Source organism: Drancourtella sp. An12, from assembly GCF_002160935.1.
GTDB lineage: Bacteria > Bacillota > Clostridia > Lachnospirales > Lachnospiraceae > Sellimonas > Sellimonas catena.
In genome coordinates, this window is sequence record NZ_NFLO01000006.1 from 38,473 (window position 1) to 64,294 (window position 25,822).

The window sequence follows — 25,822 nt, forward strand, 5'->3', positions numbered from 1 at the left end:
TAACTTTTTCCGATTACTTCCTTTCCCATTGGAATTCCCGCCTCTCTTTTATTTAATATGTTATATTCATCATACCTATAACTGTCTATTTTGTCAATTATTTAACTTTATACTTCTTAATATTATGACTTTTTTTGCAATTCTGCCATTATTTTCCAAATAAAAAGAACGATTATGATCCTTTTTTGTTCATAATTATCTTTTCTATTTTCGCCCTTTATAATATAGACGCGCGACACCGAAAAATATTTCTATTTTTCTGAATAATTCTTCTTTATTTTAACGGTAACCTTGTATTCACTACAGGAAAAAAGTTAATCACATCACAACAGGCGCAGTGAGAACCACTGCGCCTACATACTTTAATTATTCTTTTTTTGCCAACCCTACGGAAGAACCCTCTTAAAGTTTGATGATCCTTAAAATGTGAAGTATAGGTTTGTCATAACCATGTCGGACGGATCAACTTCCGAATTTCATCCGGAATCCCCTCCATATCCAGCGGAACATTATCTATGCCGATCTCTTTCAAGTCCTTCAGCCCGGAAAGATCTGGCAGACTCTTTATCCACTTCAGGTCAATAAGCTTCAGTATCTGCAGACCGGTCAATGTACTGATAAAAGAAATATCCTCCAGTTTCATTATCCGCCAAAGTTCCAGTTTCCGCAGCTGTTCAAACCCGCTCAGCGAACTCAGGTCGTTCATCCCGTTCCAGCGGATAGAAAGTTCAGAAAGGCAGGAGCTGTCTCTCAGGAATTCATAGTCCTTCACCTTGATCCCCTGAAGTGTAAGGGATGTCAGTTTCGGGATCAGACCGATTTTCTGAATATTCTTTTTTGCTTTTTTTCCAAGATAAAGTTTTGACAGGTGCGGGTAATCCAGCAGCCATTCGCAGTCAAAGTCAATGCTTTTCCCTGACGTCTCCGCCGAAACGCTGAGGCTCTCGAGACAAGGGGACAGCTCCCTTAGAAAACTATAATCTCTTAATTCATACAGGTTCAGCCCCAGTCCCCGCAGCCCCTTCAGCTTACTGAGAATATGAAAATCAAACATCTCCTGCCGCTCACGCAGATATCCATCCAACTGAAGGTTCTTCAGATGTTCCATTTCACGCAGGCAGTTCAGATCTACAGGCTCTTTTTCTCCCATGCTGTAAATACGAAAATACATATCTTCCCGCTCTTCCAAAATCCTGTCAATCATTTTATATGCATTTTCCGGAAGATTTTCCGTAATCTGGATATGCCTGATTCCAGGCGACGCGATAATATTTCTGACGAACTCCTCCGTCAGTTCTTCGTATCCGTATATCTGCATTGCCCCATTGCTCCATGACCAATTCCCTATTTCTATTCGGTTCGAAAAATCAACCCATGCTCCCATATGCATCTCCTCTGCTAAAATGCAATTTTCCGTTCAACAATTCAGGATTTATCTATATGTTATCCTTCACTTTTTAGCTTTCCTGAAAAATCAATTTCATAAAAATTTCCTTCAAAATCATGTAGCTTAATAGAATTCTCACATAACTCAAATGCCTTTTTCTCTGACATAAATACAAATGTATCTTTACCCGAAAAAGACCATTTCTTATTGAAATTAAAGTCTAACATGATTATTTCTATTTCCCCATAAATGATATAACCGTTCTGTACCCTGTATATTCCGTAATTGCAGCCAAAGCAATCAAATTCTTTGAAATATATCATAGTACCATCATTTATATTCAACTGAACAATAGCATTATTTTGTAAGATGGTTAAAATTTCATCCTCAAGCACTGCACAATCTTTGTCATAGCTATAAAAATCACCTATCAATGCAATGCTGATTGTTTTGCTGAACAAATCTATTTGTATAGAGAAAGTCTTATACATATCATTGTGTCTTAAGTGCCTTGGATTTATCACCAAATCATATGGTTTATTGTCCGTTGATTCAACAGTGTATGTTGTATCTATGGAGATATTTACCTTACATATATCATTCTGTAATACCATATTATTTCCCCTGCTATAAATTGGAAGTTGGCAATTTAAGTTTCATCCAAATATATTTCTACTTTGATGTATTCGTTATTTTTTGCGTAGGCAAAAACTTCTGATCTTCTAATGTAGTCAAATATATTTTCACTTAAATCTTCATCCCATGTTGCTTCACTAAATATTTTATTTTCACTGGTAGGCTTATATAAAATGTCTACATGGATTTGATAAAATTCTTCCTCACCATTTGGAAATTGCCTAACTAGCGAAATTTCAAACACTGGCTCGGACGCAGAAGTAATAAATGTTCCTGTTTCAAATAAAATCATATCTTCTTCAAGCGGTATACTGCACATCTGCTCAAATACATCTACAATTTCTTCCAGTGGTATTTTATCAGTAATTTTATTCTTCAGAAATTTAATTAAACTGTCCATTGATTTTCCTCCTCCAGCTTTCAATTCGTGAATTTGAAGGTTAAAACTCATATCTTATTCCATGTGAAAGCAACACTCCATCCGTTAATTCCACACATAAAATTATAGTGTTTTCATCATCAAAATTGTTATGCCCATTATCAATCCATTCGGTAAAAACGCTTTTCAGTTTCTCGGCAATTATACGATTTTCTTCTTTTCCAAAATACCCTAAATTGTTACCCTTTCCGTGTGCCGTAAACCAGTCCCCCGCTATTGCAACATTTGGATTTTTTTCTATTTGCTTTATTTTGTTAGAAAGCGCATATGTAATAATATAAAATGAACCATCCTCATAATAAGCATTTACTTTCCGCACATACGGTACTCCATGTTCCACCGTTGCTAATGCAATTACTGTATCTTTTCCAAAACGTTCCATCATAATTTTTTCAGCTTCTGAACCTAATTCTCTCATAAGGATATCTCCTTCACAAATTCTAATTTGTTTTAAATATTATATGTCGAACACGCTATTAATTTTTAAAAACTCATAATCTGTTCTTCGTCAAGTCTTTTAAGAATCTCGCATGCCAGCTTAACAGCGTTATCAAAGTCGGCGTAAGCTGAAATTCCATAATGCGTATGCGCATAGCGAACCGGAACGCCAATAACGATAACCGGAACCGCTTTTTCAGTCAAGTGTATAGCTGCACCATTAGTTGAGCCAGCACCACGAACTGAATCCTGAACCGGGATACCAAGCTTTTCTGCCAAATCCAGCGCATATCTTTGATAACGTGGATTCGTGATCATACGGGAATCAATGTGACGCAGCATCGGTCCACGCTTGATAGCTGTCTGAACCATATACGACTCAACGCAAGTATCATCTGCCGGGCATCCTTCAAAAACAATTGCGATATCCGGCTTAATTACCTGTGCTGTCACGGTGGCACCGCGTACACCAACCTCTTCCTGTGCTGCGCAAGCGCCAACAATATCAACATTCAGATCCTCGCCAGCCAGTGTATGCATAGTCTTAAGAATTGCCGCACATCCCAAACGACAGTCAAAGCTCTTGCCCACCATCAGATCTGTATTTTCTGAATATGTAAATGTCACATCCGGCACTACCGGTTCACCGATACGAATGCCGAACTTTTCAATTGCCTCTTCTTTAGAAACAGCGCCAACATCTACCGTGATATCTTTCATATCCAGAGGTGCTTTACGCTCCTGCTCCGTCATGAAATGTGGAGGCTTACTGGCAGTAAGACCCGGAATATATTCTCCGAATCGGTTGCGAACCCAGACTTTATGTGCCGGAATATTATGGTTGACCCAACCTCCGACCTGAATAATGCGAAGTGTTCCGTTCGGGCAGATAGCCTGCACCATAAAACCAACCTCATCACTATGTGCGTCAAGCTGAACAACCGGACGTTTGCCATTATTTTCTTTACGGCGGATATACAGGTTGCGCATGCGATCTTCTGTAATTTCTCCAAGTCCTTCTGCATAAGGACGAATCGCTGCAACCACTTCATCTTCGAAACCGGATGTACCGTTTGCATTTGAAATTGCTGCAATCATTTCCAGCGTCGTTTTTTTATCCATTTTAATACCCCTTTATGAAAGTTCTACTTTCTTGAATTCTTCCATGAAATCAACAATATAGTTTGCTGTAGTCTCAAGCATCTCCTTGCCCCACTCTTCTGTAGCGGTGCTCGGATGATCTGGTCCGATCCAGCCGCTGTCTGTTACGTTTTGAGTATGACGTACAATATCAACGTTAACTCCCTTGAACTCAACAGAACGGAAACCTGTTGTCTTCAGATTATCAGTCAGGTGCTTAAACTTAAGTTCCCCACCGATCTCACTCTTATCAACTAAAGATGGATCGATTCCAAGAATTGCCGCTGTTTCCTCACCACCGCCATGGCCGCCTTTCCATGCTGGGTTCATATCCCAAGCCATCAGCCACCAGTTAAGCATAGCAACCAGACAACCCTTATCTTCAAATTCCATACCAAGGCGATCGATCATCTTGACATTTCCGCCATGTCCGTTCAGGAAAACGAATTTTCTTGCGCCATGACGATACAGGCTCAGGAAAATCTGACGGCAAAACTGATAGAGTACCTCGCCGTCAATATCAATTGTACCCGGATACGGAGCTAAACACTCGCAGGAACCATATGGAATAGTCGGAGCAATCAAAACATCACTCTTCTTCTCAATTTTCTCCAATAAATGATCTGGAATCAGTGTATCGGTTCCAAGTGGCATGTGACGTCCGTGACACTCAATACTACCGATAGAAATAAGTACCATATCATTTTTTTCAAAATATTCTTGGGCTTTCGGCCAAGTCAAATCTGTAAGTCTCATAGTTTTCTTTCCTTTCACATATAATAATTATTCTCTTCTGAAAAATCGGACTATCCGGGAACCGGACAGTCCGACATCCGTTCGTTACTGTGCTACTTTAACTTTATCCAGGCTGTAGTGTTCATTATTATCCCCATTTCGTAATATCTGAACAGATACGCCTATAATTTTCGAGCCGCTCTTGATAAAATAAGTATAGTTTAGGCAAATAGGATTGTCAACAATTTCGAATTGATGTTAACAACGAAAAAATGTCAGTATTTTTGTAGATTTTCACCATATTTTTTTCTCTAAACAGTATTTTCAAAACTTTTTACAACTGCATAACATATTTTTTTATGCTTTTGTACCAATTTTTCAAAACAATAATTGTTAATAATGTTATTGTGTGACTTTTTTGGCATTTTCTTGCAAAAAAATAATACTTTCGCTTTTGTTAACAATCCACTATAATTGTAATTAGTTTTTAGGTAACGGACAAAAGACACCCGTATAACTTTTCTATTAGTAAGGAGGAAATAAAACATGCGAAAAATTGGCGGTTTGTTCAACTATGAACCAAGCAAACCTATCGAAAACGGATACTTTTCACGTATCTGCTCACCTAGTGATGATCTGGCATTTAACATGTCTGGACGATGCGCTATGTATTATTGTTTACAGGATATTGCACTGCACGATACGCGTAAAGTCGCATATGTGCCTTTGTATACCTGCGAGACAGTCCTTGCTCCTTTTGAGAAAGCTGGATATCAGCTGAAATTTTATGAGCTGGACAAAGATTTACACAGCATTTTCGATACTTCTGTTATCGATGAAATCAGTGTTTTATCTCTTTGCGGCTACTATGGCTTCTGCAACTATGATCACGACTTCGTTAAAGCCTGCAAAGAAAAAGGAGTTGTAATTTTTGAAGATGTAACTCATTCCATGCTCTCAGCCGACGGTATCGACCCTCTCTGTGATTATTTTGCAGGAAGCTTCCGAAAATGGATGGGGGTTGATTGTGGTGGATTCGCTGTTAAAAGAAACGGAACCTTTGAAACACCTCTTTTGCCAGTAGAATCAACACATCTTGAACAGAGAAAAGAATACTACAAGACAGGAGACGGCGATGTTTTCTGGGAAGGAGAGATGCGACTTCGTCAAATGTTTGACAGCTTTGCCAGTGATGATAATTCAGAATATCTCCTTCGCCATGCTGACTTTGATTCCATTTGCAAAGCAAGACGTGAAAACTATGCTGCACTTTTAGACGCTCTTACAGCACCTCTTCATGGCGTGCAGGTAGTCTTTCCTGAACTTCCAGAGGCTACTGTCCCAAGCCATTTCTGCTTGTATGCCGAAAATCGTGACGAATTTCAGCAATACCTGACAGATCACCAGATTCGCTCAATTGTCTACTGGCCAGTGGGACCACTGGTTCATCCACTGCCAGATTCATCAGAGCAATACATTTATGACCATATTGTATCCATTCCTTGCGATCAACGCTTCACACCTTCTGATATGCAGTATGTTGCGCAAGTTTTAATGGATTATTCTAAAAGTTAGATGAGGTAACTATGCAGGAACAACGAAAAGCATCAAATACTACTACATCAGACATTGTTCTTGAATCTCTGCGGGAACAGATTATTAACGGAACCCTTCAGCCTCAGGAAAAACTGGTAGAGGCTGAAATTGCGCAGAAATTCGGACTCAGCCGAGGCCCTGTGCGCGAAGCACTGCGACAGCTTGCCGTTGAAGGTTTAGTCGATTACTGTCCTAACAAAGGATGTACAGTCGCACTGCTTTCTCCACAAGATGCGTATGAAGTTTTCTTTTTACGCGGCAGCCTCGAAAAACTGGCAATTCAAAAAAGCAACTGTCGACTTAGTGATTATAGTCTCATGATAATGGAAACCAGCGTTGAGGAATTTCGAAAGGCTGTTCTCGAAGGTAATACCATGAAGGCCGTTCATGCAGATGAAACATTTCACCAGCAGATCATTCGCTCTGCCCAGCTTGACCGATTGACCAAAATGTGGGAGCTTCTAAGCCCCCTGAATGGTGCCATGTTTCTCTCGGTTCAAAATGCCAATCACTTTGGACAGTTAAGCGGAGATGCTGAAACGCTTCAGAATGCTAAAAGCTTATAAAAAATAGGCTACGCCTATTCAACTCCCCTGCCCCTCAATCATGAGGGGGTTGGGGCTTTCTTTTTGTTACATTTTCGTTCATAATAGTTTTATGAATATCTTACAAAAAATTTTTACTGACTATTATGAAGAAATTAAATATACTCTTCATCCCAGAAAATCTGAGATGGAAAATATTGATAAGATGATCAACTGTGGTGATTCTTCTTTTGGTGGTGCCATGTACTCATGCCCTTCTTGCGGAAATCTTAAATTTGTCCCTTTCCGCTGCCACAGTCGTTTTTGCCCCACTTGCGGAAACAAATATTCCATGGAACGCTCTACCAGTATGTCCTTTAAGTTGATTCATGTTCAACATCGCCACTGTGTTTTCACCATCGATGAAAACCTTCGGGATTTTTTTCTCAAAGACCGCTCTTTACTTAACTGCCTCTTCCATTCTGTTTCCAGCGTTGTTTCCAGGATGTTTTTCAAATTAAATAAATCTAAAAATTTTACACCTGGATTCATTATGGTTTTACATACTTTTGGTCGTGACCTCAAATGGAATCCTCACATCCACTGTCTAATCTCCGAAGGTGGTTACAGCAACGACGGTTTCTGGCGTCATGTCAAATATTTCAACTATACTTTTCTGCGTAACGCTTTTCGCACGGCATTGCTTAATGAATTAGAATCTTGCTTAGATTCTTCTTTTAAAAAGGTAAAATCAAAATGTTATTCTGATCACAAGCATGGTTTCTATGTCTATGCAAAACCTAACAAATGCGACTCGCAAAACGTTATCAAGTATATCGGTCGTTATCTTGGTCGCCCTGTTATTGCCACTTCCAGAATTGATAAGTACGATGGTGAACTCGTTACTTTTCATTACAATCGCCATGAAGACGAAAAATATGTAGAAGAAACCATCCCTGCCATTGATTTCATCAAACGCCTCATCCGACACATCCCTGAAAAACACTTTAAAATGATTCGATATGGCGGTCTTTATGCAAGGCACCGAAAAATAGATTCCAAACTTCATCGGTCGATACACCGATCCAAACACCGCATCTATCGGAGTTTCAACCAATGGAGAACCGCTATCCTTTCTTCCTTTGGTTACGATCCTTTAAAATGTCCTGAATGCAACCATCAAATGGAGTTTTTAGAACTCTATTACAACCACCAACGCGTATCCCTCCAAGAACTTTACGAGAAAGCCATGTCCAAATCTCGTGGAAAGCGTTCTTCTGCATGATTCTTTTTCGATAATCTGTGTTATAATCCTCCTAAAGGAGGAACATTGTCATGAAATCTAACATTGAGGAATTACGCAAAAAATATATACATAATCCACCTGAAGGAATGACATCTATGGACATTCGCAACATGAGCGAAGATGATCTTCTTGATATGGATTATTTCTTAAATGAAGATAATTTGTTTGATGACGAGGCTGGCGTAGAAGGTTTTTATATCTTCTAACTCAGTGTCGTCCTATCTGCATGCCCGCCTTTGTGCGGGCTATTTTCATTCAATAAATCGTCAAAAATCGAACTTTCCTATAAAGTAAAAAAAGGATTTTATGCAGTTTCTGCTTATCTCAGCTCCTGCATAAAATTCAAATTTGAATATCAGTAAATTATGACCTCTCAACAGAGGTTACAGTGTTTTAATAAAATCCTCCAAAAGCCTTGAAAATAAAGGATTTATCGCAATGTGTCTGCCTTATCTCTTTATACGGTTACACACAAGTTTACTCTTTCCCTCATTGCTCATAAGGGCAAATACAAGGGCAAGAAAATCTCATAACAAGATATAACAAAGTGTGGCAATCGGAGAACTGTGATGTATGTGCGAATATATTATAACGGAGGATTTTTCAATGGACAAGTACATTTACGATGATAAAAATGGTCTGTGGTATGAACTGCAAGGAGATTATTATATCCCATGTCTTATCTTACCAGCCGAAAAAGAACAGCCTATTGGTTTGTGGGGACAGCGGCACTTGCGGTATCTGAAAGAATACCGCCGAGCCACCTACATAACCTTGTTCACAAGCGGCAGACTGAACAATTACCTTGCTGACATCGACAGGCAGGCGCAGGAACGCATGGAAAGGCTCACAGAGCAGATGAAACGGGTGCAGGGTATTACGGAGCAGTTAAAGGCGGAAAACGCTTTGGAATGGACACAGAGAATGAATAACATACGGGCGTGTGCAAAGGAGATTGTGGAAAAAGAAATCATCTTTGCATAAGAAGACAGCGGTAGGATTTAGTTTTCCTACCGCTGTTTCACTTAAATCAAAAAAATATATTGACATTTTTCTATGTGTTGCATATAATAACACATAGACATTTATCTATAGGAGGTGATTGAGAGAGATGGATGAAAAAAGAATTGCGGCAATTTTCAAAGCGTTTTGTGATGAAAACCGCATTAGGATTATAAAACTGCTGCGTTCAGGTGAAAAATGTGCTTGCAAGTTGCTAGAAGAAATCAATGTCACGCAGCCTACGCTTTCCCACCATATGAAAATTCTTTGTGACGCTGAAATAGTTGTCGGGCGCAAAGAGGGAAAATGGACACACTATTCTATTTCAGAAAAAGGTGTGGAGCAGGCAAAAGAATGTTTGCGGCAGTTGACAACACTTGATGTTGAAAGCGAAAACAAGTCGTGCTGTGAAAAGTGAGGAAGTTTATTGATTGCTTTTCCGCACGGCTTATATTCGGGACGATAAATCGACATATTTCAATATAACTATATGAAAGGGGCTTTTTATGGAGACACTAAAAACAATTTGGGACTTTTTTCAAAATGAAGTCCTTGGTATGAACTGGCTGAATCGCCTCATTGAAACATTTTTGAACGCTTGCGGTTTAGATACCACGGGTAAAATAGGAGCGAGTATTCAGTTTTTCATCTATGATACCATAAAAATTATGGTACTGCTCGGCGTTTTGATTTTGATTATCTCGTATATTCAAAGTTATTTCCCGCCCGAAAGAGCTAAAAAGATACTCGGCAGATTTCACGGAATATGGGCGAATATCATCGCCGCTCTGCTCGGTACGGTAACACCGTTTTGCTCGTGTTCTTCCATTCCGTTGTTTATCGGGTTTACAAGCGCAGGTTTGCCGCTTGGCGTTACATTCTCCTTTTTGATTTCTTCGCCGATGGTTGACCTCGGAAGCCTTGTCTTACTGATGAGTATTTTCGGCTGGAAAGTTGCTGTTTTATATGTAATATTCGGTTTGGTAATCGCTGTGGCTGGCGGAACGCTAATTGAAAAGTTGCACCTCGATAATCAAGTGGAAGAATATATCCGAAACGGTCACTCGATTGATGTTCCGCAGGAGGAACTGCATTTCAAAGACCGTATGAAATTTGCGTGGGAACAGGTTGTTGAAACCGCTAAAAAGGTTGCTCCTTATGTTCTGATCGGCGTGGGCATTGGTGCTTTCATTCACAACTGGATTCCTGAAGAATTTATTGTCAAAGCACTTGGCGAAAATAATCCGTTTGGCGTAATTCTTGCTACGATAGTCGGTATTCCGATGTATGCGGATATTTTCGGTACAATTCCGATTGCAGAAGCCCTGCTTGCAAAAGGTGCTTTGCTCGGCGTTGTCCTTTCCTTTATGATGGGCGTTACTACGCTTTCGCTCCCTTCAATGATTATGCTTCGCAAGGCGGTCAAACCGAAACTGCTTGGTATTTTCATTGGAATATGTGCTGCTGGTATTATTATTGTAGGCTATCTTTTCAACGCAATACAATATTTAATTGTTTAATTTTAGGAGGTTATTATTATGGCATTATTTAACTTTGGAAAGAAAAAGGAAGAAGAAAAGAAAACACCTGCTTGCGCTTGTAGCTGCGGTTGTGCTGCCAGCGAAGCAGAAAGCATTACAAACGATTGCTGTCCTGATTTGAAAGAGGGAGAAATCTGCTGTATCAAAGTGTTGGCAGGTTGTAAATCCTGTCACGAACAATTTGAATACACAAAGCAGGCGGTAAAGGATATGGGACTTTCCGTAGAGGTCGAATACATTACCGATATGCAGAAAGTAATGGAATACGGTGTTATGAGTATGCCTGCCCTTGTTGTCAACGAAAAGGTTGTTGCTATGGGTAAGGTTTTGAAAGCTGCTGATGTGGTTGCTCTGCTGCACAAGCTGGGGTTTTAACGATGGATAAGAAAAAGGTAGCCTTTATTTGTGTGCATAACTCCTGCCGCAGTCAGATTGCAGAAGCACTTGGAAAACATTTGGCGGGAGATAAGTTTGATTTCTATTCTGCCGGAACAGAAACAAAATCACAAATCAATCAGGACGCTGTGCGGCTTATGAAACAGCTTTATGGGATAGATATGGAGCAAAGCCAGTATAGCAAGACGATTGATAAAATCCCTACGCCCGATATTGCGATTTCAATGGGGTGTGATGTCGGTTGTCCCTATATCGGTAGAGCGTTTGATGATAATTGGGGACTTCCCGATCCGACGGGCAAAAGTGATGAATGTTTTATACAGGTCATTGAGAGAATATCTCAAAAAATAAAAGACTTGAAATTAGAAAAGTAACATGAAAGCCACAGAATGGATATATTGCCCTATCTGCGGCAATAAAACTCGCACAATGATACGGGAAGATACAGAATTAAGAAACTTCCCTCTCTACTGTCCGAAGTGCAAAAAGGAAACAAGCATCAATGCTCAGGATATGAAAGTCACGCTTGCAGAACACAAATAAGATTTTTATGTATGCCGCCGCATGGGTGATACCATAGCGGCGGTTTTTCGTGCCTATCGGCTGTCTCTGTCAAAGGATTTCTTTCTCTGTCTCGGCTGGTTTCTCTGCTTACCCTCCGCCTGAAGCTGACGCAGGCGTTTCAGCACGCTCTCTCGTTCAGGCGGCTTTGCCTGCTCTTTTTTGGCGGGTTTCTGTTTTTCCCTGACCTGTTGCTCCCATGCGGCAAGGTCACGATTGAACTGCTCCACAACAGCCTCCGCCTTACGGTAGGTTGCCATGTACGCCTGCACATCGGGATAACCGTCCTCTTTCAGAACATCGGGCAGTTTATCCAGCTTTTCAGCGATTTCCTTTTCTGTCCGCTGTATCTGCTCTGTGAGCGCCTTGCGCTCCTTACCCTTGAAAATCCCTTTTGTATCGGCAAGCTGTTGTTTCAGCTTCGGAAGTACCGTATCCTGCAAATGCCGGATTTCTTTCGCCTTATCCTGCGCCTTTATCATCAGCTTTTGCATGGTACGGAACTCTGCCATATCTATTTCAAGGACAGGCTTCGGCGGCATATCGTGTTCACGGATTAAGTTTTGCAGGAAGTCCTTAGCCTTGTTTACGATACTGCGGAACAGACCCGGCAGCCAGCCCTTGCTTTTGATAGACTGGCTCGCCTTTTCGTGTATCTCTGTCCGCTTGACCTCTAAAATCTTCGCTTCGGAGATACCCGATAATAACGCCATATCCGCTGTCCTGTTCCATTCCTGTCTTGCGGCATTGTCGGCTTTGATTTCGTCCGCTTTGGGATTGTTCTTGCCGATTTTCTTGGTCGGCAGATAGACGCTGTTTTTATCAAATACCTTTAAGTGCTGCTCAGGATCAGAGATATGGCGGTTAATAAGTTCCGTATACACTTCCTTTATCTCCCGTAGAAAAGGCTCTCCCTTAAAGCGTGTATCTTTGGTAGTAAACAGATGGCTTTCGTATACCTCGCCTTTTTTGATGACGGTACAGCCTTTCCGTATCTGCCCGTCCTCCCCCGTGATTTCCTTTTTGGTGCGGACACGCTTTCCATTCTCGTCAAAGAACACGCTGCGGGAAGCAATCTTCACATCAGGTTCGGGGAGCAGCCTCCTCTCGCTGAAAATCAGATGGATATGATAATTCGTCTTGCGCTTGTTGTGGTGGAGGGCGGACACGCACTCCACACCGCACCGCCTGCGGAACTCCTCTGTAAAGTCCGTGAGTACCTGCTGCGGCTCGTATTGCGTATAGATTTCGGGCAAGGCGATAATCAGTTCCCTTGCTTCGATACATTTGCCCTCTGTGCCGCTGCGCTGAAACTCCTGCTGGCTTTCCCTTGCAAGGTTGCTCCAAAAGGTGCTGTCGGCGGTGCGGTAGGTGGCATAGAGATTTTCCTGCCTTGCATGGCTTGTAATATATGATATTCGCCCTTTGACATTGGGCAGCTTTGACATCTGGATAAAACTGTGTCTCGGCATACATCATCTCCGTTTTCTGCTGTCAAGGTGCGTCCTTTTTTGCAACCGTTTACGGTTGCCGGCTGTCGCTGCGGCAGCGGTGACAGCCCCGTATCATACGCCGCAGGCGGTTGATACGGAAGCCCCCTGCAAGGGCGAAATACCCGGAGTACAAATCGAAGATTTGTGCGAGGGGTGTATTTCGCTCTCAAACGCCGAGGGCTTAGGGTTACTTTCCGAAAAGAGAATGGATTGTCATTCCACTCTGCGGACATCATCGGGCTTCAGAAGATTTCTTCCCTGATTGACCGTCAAAAACCGTTCCAGCGTGTCCCTGCGGATAATGGTCTTGCGTCCCACTTTGAGGACGGGCAGCTTTCCCCATTCCACCAGCTTCCGCATGGTGTTCCTGCCGATACCCGTACATTCTGCGGCTTCCTCTATGGTAAGTCCCATTTTGACTGCGCTCATTCTATCAACCTCCTTTTAGAATACTCATTTTGCAACTACTGTTTTATCATTATACTTATTCTGCCATCTCTTGTCAACCTATTTTGCAACCATTCATAGTTTATTTACAACTTTTATTGAGATAAAGGTTGCAAAATAAGTATCAGCGTGTTATACTGATACCAGTCAGGAGGTGAACACCTTGAAAAAAGAAACCACATTCACCGCAAAACAGGTCGGTGGACGGATTAAGGAACGCCGCACAGAGTTAAACATTACCATGCCGGAACTCGGCAGGCGTGTAGGCGTGAACAAATCCACCATTCAGCGGTACGAAGCGGACGGAGTTGATCCGAAGCGCACAATGGTTATCAACGGTCTTGCGGAAGCGTTGCTCACAACTCCCGAATGGCTGACAGGTCTTTCCGATGATAAGGAATATGACACCTATACTCTCTACCAGCGGGATATTGAGGAACACATCAAGAAGTATCTGGACACAGTTTCCCATACGGTAAAGGGCGAGCCGCACCAGCAGCTTCTCACGACATTTCTCGGCAAGATGGTTGACCTGTATACGGTTATGACCTGCTACTTTGCTGACGCTATGGAGGAAGTTGACCGTGTGGCGGAGGACAAAGGGCTGAAAGAGTCTCTTGGACGGTACGCCATAGAGTCCGGGGCAATCATGGAGCAGGTATACCGCAAGAAGATGGAAATACCGATTGAGGATATGAAACGGTTTTTAGACGGGATTTTACATATCCACGATGAGGGGCGCACAAGAATGTCGATGGGCGCACTTTTCGGGATAGTGGAGGAAGCCGAAGAAAGGCTTTCCGAAAAAGAAAATTCCGTGGCACCTTGACAAGTAAAGACGCCAGTTGACTTTCACTGGCGGAAGTGACACAATTACTTTACGCACACCATATGTCACAGTCCCGATTGCCACGGATAGAAAGGAGTTTTTTATCTATGGCAAAAGGTTCTGTAAGAAAGAAAGGCAAAAAGTGGTACGGACGCTTTTATATTGAAGATGAAAGCGGCAGAAAAGTGCAGAAAGAGTTTGCAGGCACAGAGAGCAAGGCGGAAACAGAAGCCATGCTCCGCAAAGCGATAGCGGACTATGAGGAAAAGCAGTTTGTCGGGAAAGCGGAAAACATCACGGTAGGCGATATGCTGGATATGTGGGTAGAGGAAGAACTGAAACCCGGCAACTTAAGCAACGGGACGGTCATGTCCTATCAGGGAACGGTCAACCGTATCAAGCAATATCCCATTGGCAAACGCAAGCTGAAAACCGTGACCGCCGACCATTTGCAGGCGTTCATTGATTTTCTGAGCTACGGTGGGACAAACCCGGACGGGACAACTTCAAAGCCCATGAGCAAAGGATATATGCTCCTGTTCTCGGCGGTGTTGCAAAATTCCTTCCGCTTTGCGGTTTTCCCGAAAAAACTGATTACCTTTAACCCTATGCAGTATGTGAAGCTGAGGGGCAGGAAGCAGGAAACGGATATTTTCTCGGACAGTGAGGAAGATACTTCCAGTATTCCTACTATCACCCATGAACAGTTCCAAAAGCTGGAGGAATTTCTCAAGGCAAAAGATAATCCCGCCTTGCTGCCTGTGCAGATAGCGTACTACACGGGGCTTCGTATCGGGGAAGTATGCGGCTTGACTTGGCAGGATATTAACCTTGAGGAACAATATCTCACGGTACGCCGAAGCATGCGCTATAACGGAACAAGGCACACAACCGAAGTGGGAACGACAAAACGGAGCAAAGTCCGCACCGTTGATTTCTGCGACACGCTGGCGGCAATCCTGCGGGCGGCGAGAACAGAACAGCGCAAAAACCGTTTCCGCTACGGGGAGTTTTATCACCTGAACTACTACAAAGAAGTAAAGGAAAAAGGGCGCACCTATTATGAGGTTTACAGCCTGCAAAGGACAGAGGAAGTCCCGGAGGATTACAAGGAAATCTCCTTTGTCTGCCTGAGAGCAGACGGGGCGTATGAAGCGCCGAGTACGGTAGGGATTATGTGCAGGGCGGCAAAGAAGAAAGTGAAAGGGCTTGAAGATTTCCATTTCCACACGCTCCGTCACACCTACACAAGCAATCTGCTTTCCGGCGGCGCAAAGCCGAAAGATGTGCAGGAACTTCTCGGACACTCCGATGTCAGTACCACAATGAACATCTACGCTCACTCTACAAGGGAAGCGAAGCGCACTTCCGCAAGGCTGCTGGATAAGGTGGTCGGCGGGGAATAAAAAGTTGCCCTTGTTTCGGCTCGTAAGGGCAAAAACAAGGGCAAACAGATAAGGTTTGAATGAAAAACAGGCGTGAAGCCTTGAAAAATCAATGGTTTTTGAGGATTAGATAGTTAAATCCAAATTTATCGTTTCTTATAGATTTTAAGCTTTTTACATCTTCCGGCGAGTATATAAAGCTAGCGTTCTGATTTTAACAATGCATAATAGCAGGCGTCGCAAATGCCTTGATTATTCCAATCAGCACTACGTAAAGTCCCCTCATATTTCATCCCACATTTTTTCATCACTTTCCCCGAATTTGGATTTCTCGGGTCATGTCTTGATTCAATCCGATTTACACCTACTACATCAAACAAAAAATCCATAACCGCCTTTAATGCTTCTGACGTAATTCCTTTATGCCACCATGCTCTTCCAATACAATAACCAATATGTACCATTGAAATTTCTTCTTTTATATTTACTACAGCAATATCGCCAATCGGCTCATCTCCATTTTCTTTCAAAACAATAGCCCAATGATAATAATTTTCATGAGAATATTGATTTACCCAATCTTCTATTACACTTTGGCTTACTTCTTGATTCGGATGAGCCGGCCACATCAGAAATTTTGTAACCTCTTTATCTGACGCCCAGTTTTTATACATCGCTGCAGCATCTTCATTCGCATACCTTCTTAAAATCAATCTATTTGTCTCTAACCTTTTCGTTCCACAATGTTTCATAAATTTGTCCTTCCTTTTCAAATTTCTTTCCAGCCCACTCAAATTATTCGTATCTATCCCCCAATTTCATTACCGAAAAAAGACAGATACCCATATTTCTCATTAAAATCTCGATATTGTTTAGAAAATTTTATACCGAGTAATTTTTCTGCTTCTTCTATTTCTTGTATTGATTTTCCACTGCGGTAGTGTAGAACCCACATTATTTTAATGTATGCTGTTAAATTCTACAAACTTGTCCCACAATTCATCATAATTCTTGAATTCGTAATAAGTGTCTCCAATCTTAAAATAATGTCCCGGACTAATCGTCAGTGTTTCTCCGTCCGTATAATAGAGGGTATAATAAGAAACTGATCCGTTTGACAATGCGTCTCTTTCATTCACAACATTCCCGAGTTCCACTTTATTCAGCAGCTTAATAAATCCGTTGCTTTCGCTTTCTGAAAAAGAGTATGAATATCCACCATTCTGTCCGCCTGTAGTTCCTGTATGTTCAACGCTATCGATATCGGATATGTCAATACTCGCCAGGTCAATGTTCGGCCCTTGCTTTCCACAGCTTGATAATATGATTGCAATTAAGGATGATATACACAAAATTATTTTGATTTTTCTCATTTTGAAACACCTCAATATTTCTTCAACCTGGTCAATCAGGACTTCTTGCTCATAAATTCCAATCTGCCGCCTAATCTTTTCTTCATTATACCATTCGTTTATTTCCCTGTCATTTTCTTTCTTACATATGCAAAAAAGGAGCAGAACAACCTCTGTCCACTCCTTTTCCAAATACTTTACATGCCTTATTACTTCCCACCATATCACACCCAAGTGCGAAAACCGCACTTATTTGTGATATGGTTCTCCATTTATAATCCGGTATCCTCTGTATATCTGTTCCAGCAGTACCACCCGCATGAGCTGATGCGGAAATGTCATCTTCGAGAAACTTAATGCAAAGTCTGAACGCTTCAGAACTTCTTTTCCCAGTCCGATAGAGCCTCCGATCACAAAGGCGATGCTGCTGGTTCCCTGTACACCGAGCTGTTCGATCTTTTTTGCAAATTCTTCCGATGTCAGCATTTTCCCTGCAATTTCCAACGTAATCACATACATATCGTCCCGAATGTACTTTAAAATCCGCTCCCCTTCTTTATCACGGATGCTTTCTTCCACCGCTTCACTAGCCTGATCCGGTGTCTTCTCGTCAGCCACTTCAATGATCTCCAGCTTGCAGTATCGCGAAAGCCGCTTACTGTATTCTGCGATGGCATCTTTCAGATATTTCTCTTTGATTTTTCCTACAGTAATCAGTGTTATTTTCACGTTGTTCTCCTTTTTCTCTTTTACTCCAATGCTCCATTTACGGAACGATGTATTTCAATACCGGAATCTTTTTCAAAATCAATACCAGTACCACACAGATTCCATAGATCACAAACGGCATAACAAGCCGCCACCACCCGGACTCCATACTGAGGCCCGTCGCATCCTGGAGGATACGGAAAACGATCATATGCATCAGATAGACACCAAATCCGGTTCCGGCAAGAGTAGTGACAATCCGGCGGATCTTCGGAGTATTTTCCAGCTTGTCCCATGGTCCGTATTTCGCCGCTACAAAGACTCCGACAGCCAGAAAGACCGCCGGAAATTTCATGTATCCCCAGAAAGTCTGATCCAGTCCGGCGCTTTCTGATGATCCAAGAATCGTACTTCCAAACCGGATTCCTGCCCCTGCAAGGCCAAGGATATAGAAAAGAATTCTTGTCTTTCGTGTCATGTCAGTCGTTGCAAGCAGATACCCGAGAATGACATATAGAATATATCCGCCTGCCACAGGGATCTGTATTGATCCGTTCATCGGGATCTGAAACACAATACAGCAGACCGGGTAAACAGAATAAACCAAAAACGCCATCCCCGCCATATAAAGCAGAATATGCTTGTAATCTTTCAAAAGCGACAGTACCGGCATGGAAAGGTAAACCATAAACAGCGGAATGAAAAACCAGTACACATTCTCGGCTGTTGTATTGGTAAACAGGCTGACGATACTGGACAAACCCGGCTCGAATTCCATCTGTTGAAACTGGATTTTGTATGCCAGACTGATCAGCGTCCATGCGGCAAATGGAATCCCTGTCTTCAAAAACCTCTTTTTGAAGAAGACTCTGGTCAGATATTTATCCCGGTAGTCCAGAAGCGTCGCTCCGGATATCATAAAATAGACCGGAACCGCCCAGTATGCAATCGTTTCGATCACCATGCTCTGTCTCCATGCGGCTGTATCGGAATACTGGTGCGCAATCCCGTTGCAATGCATAAAAATCACGCACAGACATGCAAGTATATTTAAAATATCAATATACAATAATCGTTTTTTCTGTTGTGTTTTCCCCATTCCTTTTTCCTCCGTCCGGAATCAGACTCTGTACACGTAAAGCTCATGCAGTGCTCTCGTAGCGCAGATGTACTCTGCCTGTCTGGTCAGGCCCGTCTGCTCCTTACAAGCCGCAGTAAATACCTGATCAAATTCCAGACCTTTGGCCATGTAAAACGTTGTAACCGTCAGACCGCGTCCGAATCTGGAGCTGTCCCGGTCAATATAATGAACCTGATCTGTCTTTTCCCGGATGTTCTCATAAATCTCTTTTGCTTCCTGTTCTGTCATGGTAAGCACCGCCGCTGTCTCATAGCCGTCCGGTCCGGTTTTTACCTGTTTCAGAATCTGAGAGGTACGTTCTTCCCCGGATGAGAACTCTGCTTCTTCCACCGCCTTTCCATGCCGTTCCAGAAGCTCTGTCTCTTTGATGCCGCCGAGTGTTTCTGCATATCTGGCAATCTCCACGGTATTGCGGTAGCTTTTGTTCATCTCGATCTTTCTGAGATGTTTTCCCAGGATCTGCGGAAGAAATTGTGTCACATCATTTTGCTCTTCCTCCATCGTCTGCGCCCGGTCTCCCAGAATCGTCATCGGACAGGAAAATAGAAGGGAGAGAATCGTATACTGCAGGTAGGAATAGTCCTGCATTTCATCCACTACCAGATGCCGGATCTGGTCCTGTTTTCCGGCCCCTTCAAGTCGGTATTTTAAATACAGCATCGGATAGACATCCTCATAAGAAAGATATCTTCTGTCATACGGGACATCCGGAAGCAGAGGAAGTCCCTGTTCTTCCAGAAACCAATTATAGATCTTATAGACATCCACTGTCGTATACATGGCATTAAACTTCGTCCGCAGCTTCTCCACTTCTTCTTCCGACAGTTCCGTACTGTATCTGGTTTCGTATTCATCTACAAAATATTCCATGATTGCTCCCATCCTCGCAAGGACAGGAACTTCCTGGAATTTGAAATAAAAGAGGCGGATCATCTCTTCCTCTGTCTTTTCCAGACCACGGAAATGAACACCTTTCAGATTGACAAGCCATTCTTCCAGCTGTGCCAGAAATCCTTCCATCGCTCCAATACAGTCTCTGGACTGCTTCCACTGACAGCGTTTCCATTCTGCTTCGTCCATTCCTGCAAGCCGGTGCTCGATCTGATGATACCGGTCTTCACAGTCCGGAACAATCTTTTTCAGCTCCCGGTACGCAAACAGATCCAGACTCATTTCCCGGATATTCTCTTCTCCGAGTTCCGGAAGGATATGGGAAATGTAATCGGAAAATACACTGTTCGGTGAAAGCACCAGTATACTTGACGATTTCAGGTGCTTCCGGTCATGGTATAAAAGATAGGCGATCCGGTGGAGAGCCACCGACGTTTTCCCGCTGCCGGCTGCTCCCTGAATCACAAGGATCTTGTCGTTGGTATTCCGGATAATCGCATTCTGCTCTTTCTGAATCGTCCGGACAATATTTTTCAGCTGTACATCGCTGTTTGTTCCAAGCTCCTGCTTTAGAATCTCATCATCGATTTTGACATCGCTTTCAAATCCATAGACCAGTTTTCCTCTTCGGATCTTATACTGCCACTTGGATGTGATTTCTCCCTCCAGCTTTCCTGCCGGTGCTTCGTAAAAGGCCGGTCCTTTATCATAATCATAAAACAGGCCGCTTACCGGAGCTCTCCAGTCATAAATCAACGGAACTTTTCCTGCTTCTTCTGCAAAATTCCCGATTCCGATGTAAAATACTTCCGGCTCGTCGTCTCCGTCATAGCAGAAATCCACTCTGCCGAAAAAAGGAGAATCCAACATTTTTTCGTATCTCGCCTTCAGACGCAGAGAATCCTGATTCGCATTGACACGCTGAAGAAGAGCCTGCTGATTATCATAATCTTCGTAGCCATACTGGTCCATCTCTGTATAATTTTCCCAGTAATATTCATGCATACTCTCGATGTCTTTCTGCCCGGCTGTAATCTCCTCGTTCATCTGTGCAATTTTCTTTGTCAGTTTTTCTTTGATTTCATCTAAAAAGTTCATGCCTTCCAATGTTGTTTTCTTCTTTGCTGTCACGTTTCCTACCTCATTTTCTAATTTCAGTCTCTAGTCTGCCTTCCCTTTTATTTTTTCTTTTAAACCATCATAAAACTGTTCTGAAAGCGGAACCGGCACTCCAAGCTCTTTTGCCGTCTTAATCAGGTATCCTCCGAATGTCTCAAATTCGGATGGGCGTCCCGCTTCCACATCCCGCTTCAGGGAACTGGTAGATCCTTCATTCAACCCCAGAAATCTCGTATATTCTTCATCAATATAATGTTCCCTGATGTGAACTCCGGCTGCTTCTGCCACAGCCAGTGCCTCCTCAAGTAATGTATGAAATTCTCTTCTTCTGTCTTCGTGGTCACGGATATTCTCCACAGTTTCCAGATAATACGCCGTAATGACGTTGTAAGCACAATTAAAAATATACTTCTCCCACACCGCCTGTCTGACATCCTCATATACTTCGCAGTCGATTCCTGCCGTCCGGAGAACTCTGAAAACCTCCTGTGCTGCTTCCTTCTCCTGCGGATCAGACGCTCCAAGGATAATTTTTGTATATTGTCCAAGCTGTGTGATGGAATAATCTTTATTTGCGGCGGCAGTCGTGTAGATTACGGAATCTACGACCAGTCCTTTTCCCAGATACTCCCGCACCCTCTGTGCGGTGTCCGCGCCGTTCATCACAGGCACAATGATCGTATGTTCATCCACACAGGAAGCAAGAGTGCTGCATACTTCCTCCAGCGCATAGGTCTTGACACAGAGAAAAATCAGATCCTGTACCGCTCCTGCTTCTGACGCGCTCTCCAGGACGGCTGCGGCTCTGGTTACCATTTCCCCGTTATAATCACTGTGAAGCACTACTCCATGCTCTCTGAGAGCCTCTCCACGTTTTCCTCTTGCAATCAGTGTCAGGTTACTATATTTCTGTCCGGTCATCCCGGCGAGGTATCCGCCTACGCCTCCAATACCGACGATCATCATCTTTTTTTCTTCCATCATTCAAGCCACCTCTTGTATTATATGTATCTTATTATTATACCCTATTTTCTTTCTCTTTCCAAGAAAAAAGGCCGAAACTTCCGGTCCTTTGCAGAATAACAAGAAAGACACGGAAGTTTGCAGCTGTTCTCAAAGCTTCCGTGTCTCCTTTTACATCTCATTCTGTTTTTCCTGCTACAGTGCCTCCAGATAAATCCGGCGTACCTCTTCCTCGGTAAATACTTTCGGATGATTCTGAATGCCGGCTGCGGAAACTTTAAATGCATTTTTAGTCATCCATTCCACGTCTTCCGCAAGCACTCCTTCTCTGGAAAGGGTCGTGCGAAGATCGAGGCAATCCAGAAGATGTTCAATCACACTCACACAGTCATTCTCGTTTGTTCCTCCCAGGCATTTGGAAATCACTGCAAATTTCTCCGGCGCCGCATCGATTGTCCTGCGGTAAATGACAGGAGTCAGAGCAGCAAGTCCTCTTCCATGGGTGATATTGCGCATACCGCTTGCCGGATGTTCCAGGCCATGCGGTGCCGTTACTCCTGCCTGATGAATCACCATGCCTCCATAGGTACTTGCAAGAGAAACAGCGCTCCATGCCTCCATATTCATTTTGGACGGTTCTGTCATCCCCTGCTTTTTCTCCTCGTAAATTGTCAGCAGGTTATTCCCGATCAGTCGGATACCTTCCAGTGCAGTAATTTCCGTGATCGGGTCACAGATCTTGCTCAGATAAGCTTCCATACAATGGCAGAGTGCATCAAATCCAACGGATGCCAGAACAGAAGCCGGCATTGTCGTCATCAGTTCCGGATCAATGATGGATGCCTTTGCAATAACCGCGTTATCCCGAAGAGACTTCTTGTCTTTTGTCTCATCCTCTGTCAGAACCGCAAAGCAGTTTCCTTCGCTTCCGGTTCCGCATGTCGTCGGAACAAGAATCAGCGGAAGGGCTTTGTCTCCTTTTTTTATCCCGTAAATATAGTCAAAAATATTTCCTTCATTGCAGGCGGCAAATGCCACTGCCTTACTGCAGTCCATAATGCTTCCGCCTCCCAGGCCGACAATCACATCACAACCTTCTTCTTTCGCAACAGCTGCACCCTTCATGGCTGTAGAGGCAAGGGGATTTGGCTCCGCCTTGTCAAAGATCACGACTTCCAGGCCCTCTTTTTCCAGAAGCGCCTTTGCCCGGTCCAGAAGCCCGGTTCGCTTTGTACTGTTCTGTCCTGTAACAATCATTGCCTTGCGCCCGTATTTTGCAGTCTCCTTTCCCAGCTCTTCTGTCTTTCCGGCACCAAAAATCAGATTGACCGGAAGATAATGGTTAAATTGTGTCAGCATCTCGTTTCCTCCTGTTTTCCGCGCAGAAGATAAAATGGGACCGCAGATTCATATCTACAGCCCCATTGCTATCTTCGCTTCTCTATTTCTGTCGGTTTTATTTGTCTTTTAAGTATTCGTGGATACCTTTTGCTCCGGCTTTTCCTGCACCCATGGCAAGGATAACCGTTGCCGCACCTGTTACAGCATCTCCACCGGCATAAACACCTTCTTTAGATGTCTTACCGAACTCTTCGTCTGCAACGATGCACTGCCACTTGTTGACTTCCAGGCCTTCTGTTGTAGAAGAAATCAGCGGGTTCGGGGAAGTTCCAAGAGACATGATGACAGTATCAACATCCATCTCAAACTCAGATCCTTCAATGACAACCGGGCGTCTTCTTCCGGATGCGTCCGGCTCACCGAGTTCCATTCTTACACACTTCATACCTTTTACCCATCCGTCTTCTGTCACGATTTCAGTCGGGTTTGTCAGAAGGTCAAAGATGACTCCTTCTTCTTTTGCATGATGAACTTCTTCCACACGGGCTGGAAGCTCTTCTTCACTTCTTCTGTACACAATGTGTACTTCTGCTCCAAGACGAAGTGCTGTTCTCGCTGCATCCATTGCAACGTTTCCACCACCGATTACGGCTACTTTCTTTCCTGCAACAATCGGAGTATCGTAGCTGTCATCGAAAGCTTTCATCAGGTTGCTTCTTGTCAGGTACTCATTTGCGGAGAAGACACCGTTTGCTGTCTCACCCGGAATACCCATAAATTTCGGAAGTCCTGCACCGGACCCGATAAATACGGCCTCAAATCCTTCTTCTTCGATCAGCATATCAATCGTTGTGGATTTACCGATTACAACGTTTGTTTCAAATTTAACACCGAGTTCTTTTACTTTCTCGATCTCTTTTGCAACAACTTTCTGTTTTGGAAGACGGAATTCCGGAATACCGTATACAAGTACACCACCCAGTTCATGGAGTGCTTCAAATACAGTCACATCGTATCCCATCTTAGCAAGGTCGCCTGCGCATGTCAGGCCGGCCGGGCCGGAACCGATTACGGCAACTTTGTGTCCGTTTTTCACTTCTGCTCCAACCGGTTTGATGTCATGTTCCAGAGCGTAGTCCGCAACAAATCTCTCCAGTTTACCGATGGAAATCGGCTCGCCTTTAATACCGCGGATACATTTTCCTTCGCACTGTGTCTCCTGAGGACATACACGTCCGCAGATAGCCGGAAGTGCCGATGAAAGACCGATTGTCTTATATGCGCCCTCAAAATCGCCTTCTTTTACTTCTTTGATGAATGCCGGGATATTGATTGCTACCGGGCATCCCTGAATACATTTCGCATTTTTGCAGTTGATGCAGCGGGAAGCTTCTTCCATGGCTTCTTCTGCATTATATCCTAAACATACTTCTTCAAAGTTTGTAGCTCTCACCTTTGGATCCTGTTCACGGACCGGTACTTTCTTTAATACGTCTCCCATTTTAATTGTCACCTCCACAATTTCCACATCCGCCGTGATGTGTATTGCCTTCCTGCAGTCTCAGCATTGCTCTTCCTTCTTCTGTTCTGTACATCTGCTGTCTCTTCATCGCTTCGTCAAAGTCTACAAGATGACCATCAAATTCCGGACCGTCTACGCATGCGAACTTCACTTCGTCGCCTACGTGCAGACGGCATGCACCGCACATTCCAGTACCGTCAACCATGATCGGGTTCATGCTGACGATCGTCGGAATTCCCAGATCCTTTGTCATGAGGCATGTGAATTTCATCATGATCATCGGTCCGATTGCAACACAGACATCATAATGCTTTCCTTCCTCTTTTACAAGCTTCTCCACCATGGAAGTAACCATGCCGGCATGTCCGTAGCTTCCATCGTCTGTGCAGACATAAACGTTACCTGCTACTGCCTTCATCTCTTCTTCCATGATTACAAGATCTTTTGTCTTTGCACCGATGATGACATCTGCGTCAACGCCGTGCTCATGCAGCCATTTTACCTGCGGGTATACAGGCGCAGTTCCAAGACCGCCTGCCACGAACAGGATTTTTTTATTCTTTAATGTTTCCGGATCTTCGGAAATGAACTCGGACGGACGTCCAAGCGGTCCTGTAAAATCACGGAAATATTCTCCTTCTTTATACTCTGCCATTTTCTTAGTGGATGCTCCAACCACCTGTACTACAATTGTGATCGTTCCCTTTTCTCTATCGTAGTCACAAATTGTAAGCGGGATTCTCTCACCTTTTTCATCCATTTTTACAATGACAAACTGCCCCGGCTCGCAATGGCGCGCAACACGAGGAGCTTCCACATCCATGAGAAAAATATTTTCTGCAAGGTCTTTTGCTTTTAAAATTTTGTACATCTCCCATGCCTCCTAATTGTTATACTTTAATTATCATAAGATATTGTTCATAAAATATC

General features: G+C 43.2%; 29 protein-coding genes. 12 read left to right on the forward strand and 17 right to left on the reverse strand.

Annotated elements, in window-relative coordinates; all coding sequences use genetic code 11:
- Positions 1–442: 442 nt before the first annotated feature.
- The 6 genes from B5E64_RS07915 to B5E64_RS07940 all read right to left on the reverse strand — a co-directional run bounded on the left by B5E64_RS07915 (position 443) and on the right by B5E64_RS07940 (position 4,796).
- Complete coding sequence (locus tag B5E64_RS07915) at positions 443–1,318, reverse strand: hypothetical protein (RefSeq protein WP_087167987.1); 876 nt, start codon at positions 1,316–1,318, stop codon at positions 443–445.
- A 125-nt stretch (positions 1,319–1,443) separates the two neighbouring features.
- Entirely contained in the window at positions 1,444–2,001 is a 558-nt protein-coding gene (locus tag B5E64_RS07920; protein ID WP_087167988.1) for a hypothetical protein, read from the reverse strand.
- Positions 2,002–2,036: 35 nt separating this feature from the next.
- The gene (locus B5E64_RS07925; protein WP_087167989.1) at positions 2,037–2,423 is read right to left on the reverse strand and encodes a hypothetical protein; all 387 of its coding nucleotides are present in this window, start codon (positions 2,421–2,423) and stop codon (positions 2,037–2,039) included.
- 40 nt (positions 2,424–2,463) lie between these two features.
- Complete coding sequence (locus B5E64_RS07930) at positions 2,464–2,880, reverse strand: pyridoxamine 5'-phosphate oxidase family protein (RefSeq protein WP_087167990.1); 417 nt, start codon at positions 2,878–2,880, stop codon at positions 2,464–2,466.
- Positions 2,881–2,945: 65 nt separating this feature from the next.
- Complete coding sequence (locus B5E64_RS07935) at positions 2,946–4,022, reverse strand: M42 family peptidase (RefSeq protein ID WP_087167991.1); 1,077 nt, start codon at positions 4,020–4,022, stop codon at positions 2,946–2,948.
- Positions 4,023–4,034: 12 nt separating this feature from the next.
- A complete protein-coding gene (locus B5E64_RS07940) occupies positions 4,035–4,796 on the reverse strand; it encodes a creatininase family protein (protein WP_087167992.1) in 762 nt (253 codons plus the stop codon).
- A gap of 525 nt (positions 4,797–5,321) precedes the next feature.
- On the opposite strand from B5E64_RS07940, the gene B5E64_RS07945 reads away from it, so the two are divergent.
- The 10 genes from B5E64_RS07945 (at position 5,322) to B5E64_RS07985 (ending at position 11,683) form a co-directional block, all read left to right on the forward strand.
- Positions 5,322–6,350, forward strand: coding sequence for a DegT/DnrJ/EryC1/StrS aminotransferase (locus B5E64_RS07945; protein ID WP_087167993.1), 1,029 nt, complete (start codon positions 5,322–5,324; stop codon positions 6,348–6,350).
- 11 nt (positions 6,351–6,361) lie between these two features.
- On the forward strand, positions 6,362–6,937 hold the full coding sequence (locus B5E64_RS07950; RefSeq protein WP_087167994.1) for a GntR family transcriptional regulator: 576 nt from the start codon (positions 6,362–6,364) through the stop codon (positions 6,935–6,937).
- A gap of 166 nt (positions 6,938–7,103) precedes the next feature.
- Positions 7,104–8,180, forward strand: coding sequence for a transposase (locus B5E64_RS07955; RefSeq protein WP_242960127.1), 1,077 nt, complete (start codon positions 7,104–7,106; stop codon positions 8,178–8,180).
- Between the two features lie 50 nt (positions 8,181–8,230).
- Positions 8,231–8,407, forward strand: coding sequence for a hypothetical protein (locus B5E64_RS18145; RefSeq protein ID WP_182466551.1), 177 nt, complete (start codon positions 8,231–8,233; stop codon positions 8,405–8,407).
- Between the two features lie 400 nt (positions 8,408–8,807).
- On the forward strand, positions 8,808–9,185 hold the full coding sequence (locus B5E64_RS07960) for a TnpV protein (RefSeq protein WP_002586617.1): 378 nt from the start codon (positions 8,808–8,810) through the stop codon (positions 9,183–9,185).
- Positions 9,186–9,312: 127 nt separating this feature from the next.
- The gene (locus B5E64_RS07965) at positions 9,313–9,621 is read left to right on the forward strand and encodes a metalloregulator ArsR/SmtB family transcription factor (protein WP_002586618.1); all 309 of its coding nucleotides are present in this window, start codon (positions 9,313–9,315) and stop codon (positions 9,619–9,621) included.
- A gap of 88 nt (positions 9,622–9,709) precedes the next feature.
- Positions 9,710–10,723 carry a permease gene (locus tag B5E64_RS07970; RefSeq protein ID WP_002586619.1) on the forward strand — a complete coding sequence of 338 codons (1,014 nt, stop codon included), beginning with the start codon at positions 9,710–9,712 and terminating at the stop codon, positions 10,721–10,723.
- Between the two features lie 18 nt (positions 10,724–10,741).
- Positions 10,742–11,119, forward strand: coding sequence for a thioredoxin family protein (locus B5E64_RS07975; protein ID WP_002586620.1), 378 nt, complete (start codon positions 10,742–10,744; stop codon positions 11,117–11,119).
- Between the two features lie 2 nt (positions 11,120–11,121).
- The gene (locus B5E64_RS07980) at positions 11,122–11,514 is read left to right on the forward strand and encodes an arsenate reductase ArsC (RefSeq protein WP_002586621.1); all 393 of its coding nucleotides are present in this window, start codon (positions 11,122–11,124) and stop codon (positions 11,512–11,514) included.
- A gap of 1 nt (position 11,515) precedes the next feature.
- Positions 11,516–11,683, forward strand: a complete 168-nt coding sequence (locus B5E64_RS07985) for a cysteine-rich KTR domain-containing protein (RefSeq protein WP_074141147.1) — start codon at positions 11,516–11,518, stop codon at positions 11,681–11,683.
- A gap of 53 nt (positions 11,684–11,736) precedes the next feature.
- Here the strand turns inward: B5E64_RS07985 and B5E64_RS07990 are convergent, their stop codons facing one another.
- Together B5E64_RS07990 and B5E64_RS07995 are read right to left on the reverse strand one after the other, a co-directional pair.
- Positions 11,737–13,173, reverse strand: coding sequence for a MobA/MobL family protein (locus tag B5E64_RS07990; protein ID WP_087167995.1), 1,437 nt, complete (start codon positions 13,171–13,173; stop codon positions 11,737–11,739).
- Positions 13,174–13,407: 234 nt separating this feature from the next.
- On the reverse strand, positions 13,408–13,623 hold the full coding sequence (locus tag B5E64_RS07995; RefSeq protein ID WP_002586623.1) for a helix-turn-helix domain-containing protein: 216 nt from the start codon (positions 13,621–13,623) through the stop codon (positions 13,408–13,410).
- Between the two features lie 172 nt (positions 13,624–13,795).
- On the opposite strand from B5E64_RS07995, the gene B5E64_RS08000 reads away from it, so the two are divergent.
- Together B5E64_RS08000 and B5E64_RS08005 are read left to right on the forward strand one after the other, a co-directional pair.
- Entirely contained in the window at positions 13,796–14,470 is a 675-nt protein-coding gene (locus B5E64_RS08000) for a helix-turn-helix domain-containing protein (RefSeq protein WP_242960128.1), read from the forward strand.
- Positions 14,471–14,577: 107 nt separating this feature from the next.
- Positions 14,578–15,876: a tyrosine-type recombinase/integrase gene (locus tag B5E64_RS08005; protein ID WP_002586625.1), complete on the forward strand. Its 1,299-nt coding sequence runs from the start codon at positions 14,578–14,580 to the stop codon at positions 15,874–15,876.
- A 179-nt stretch (positions 15,877–16,055) separates the two neighbouring features.
- Here B5E64_RS08005 and B5E64_RS08010 read toward each other — a convergent pair whose 3' ends face one another.
- From B5E64_RS08010 to B5E64_RS08055, 9 genes are all read right to left on the reverse strand, one after another.
- The gene (locus B5E64_RS08010; RefSeq protein WP_087167996.1) at positions 16,056–16,607 is read right to left on the reverse strand and encodes a GNAT family N-acetyltransferase; all 552 of its coding nucleotides are present in this window, start codon (positions 16,605–16,607) and stop codon (positions 16,056–16,058) included.
- A 207-nt stretch (positions 16,608–16,814) separates the two neighbouring features.
- Positions 16,815–17,441 (reverse strand): hypothetical protein, encoded by a 627-nt coding sequence (locus B5E64_RS08020; RefSeq protein WP_242960129.1) that lies wholly within the window; start codon positions 17,439–17,441, stop codon positions 16,815–16,817.
- A 15-nt stretch (positions 17,442–17,456) separates the two neighbouring features.
- On the reverse strand, positions 17,457–17,936 hold the full coding sequence (gene rlmH, locus B5E64_RS08025; protein ID WP_087167998.1) for a 23S rRNA (pseudouridine(1915)-N(3))-methyltransferase RlmH: 480 nt from the start codon (positions 17,934–17,936) through the stop codon (positions 17,457–17,459).
- Between the two features lie 37 nt (positions 17,937–17,973).
- A complete protein-coding gene (locus B5E64_RS08030) occupies positions 17,974–19,014 on the reverse strand; it encodes an acyltransferase (protein WP_087167999.1) in 1,041 nt (346 codons plus the stop codon).
- Positions 19,015–19,035: 21 nt separating this feature from the next.
- Positions 19,036–21,078, reverse strand: a complete 2,043-nt coding sequence (locus B5E64_RS08035; protein ID WP_343284054.1) for a UvrD-helicase domain-containing protein — start codon at positions 21,076–21,078, stop codon at positions 19,036–19,038.
- 30 nt (positions 21,079–21,108) lie between these two features.
- Complete coding sequence (locus tag B5E64_RS08040) at positions 21,109–22,050, reverse strand: 2-dehydropantoate 2-reductase (RefSeq protein ID WP_087168000.1); 942 nt, start codon at positions 22,048–22,050, stop codon at positions 21,109–21,111.
- Between the two features lie 174 nt (positions 22,051–22,224).
- Positions 22,225–23,388, reverse strand: a complete 1,164-nt coding sequence (locus B5E64_RS08045; RefSeq protein WP_087168001.1) for an iron-containing alcohol dehydrogenase — start codon at positions 23,386–23,388, stop codon at positions 22,225–22,227.
- Positions 23,389–23,485: 97 nt separating this feature from the next.
- Entirely contained in the window at positions 23,486–24,871 is a 1,386-nt protein-coding gene (gltA, locus tag B5E64_RS08050; RefSeq protein WP_087168002.1) for an NADPH-dependent glutamate synthase, read from the reverse strand.
- A gap of 1 nt (position 24,872) precedes the next feature.
- The gene (locus B5E64_RS08055) at positions 24,873–25,763 is read right to left on the reverse strand and encodes a sulfide/dihydroorotate dehydrogenase-like FAD/NAD-binding protein (protein WP_087168003.1); all 891 of its coding nucleotides are present in this window, start codon (positions 25,761–25,763) and stop codon (positions 24,873–24,875) included.
- Between the last annotated feature and the right edge of the window lie 59 nt (positions 25,764–25,822).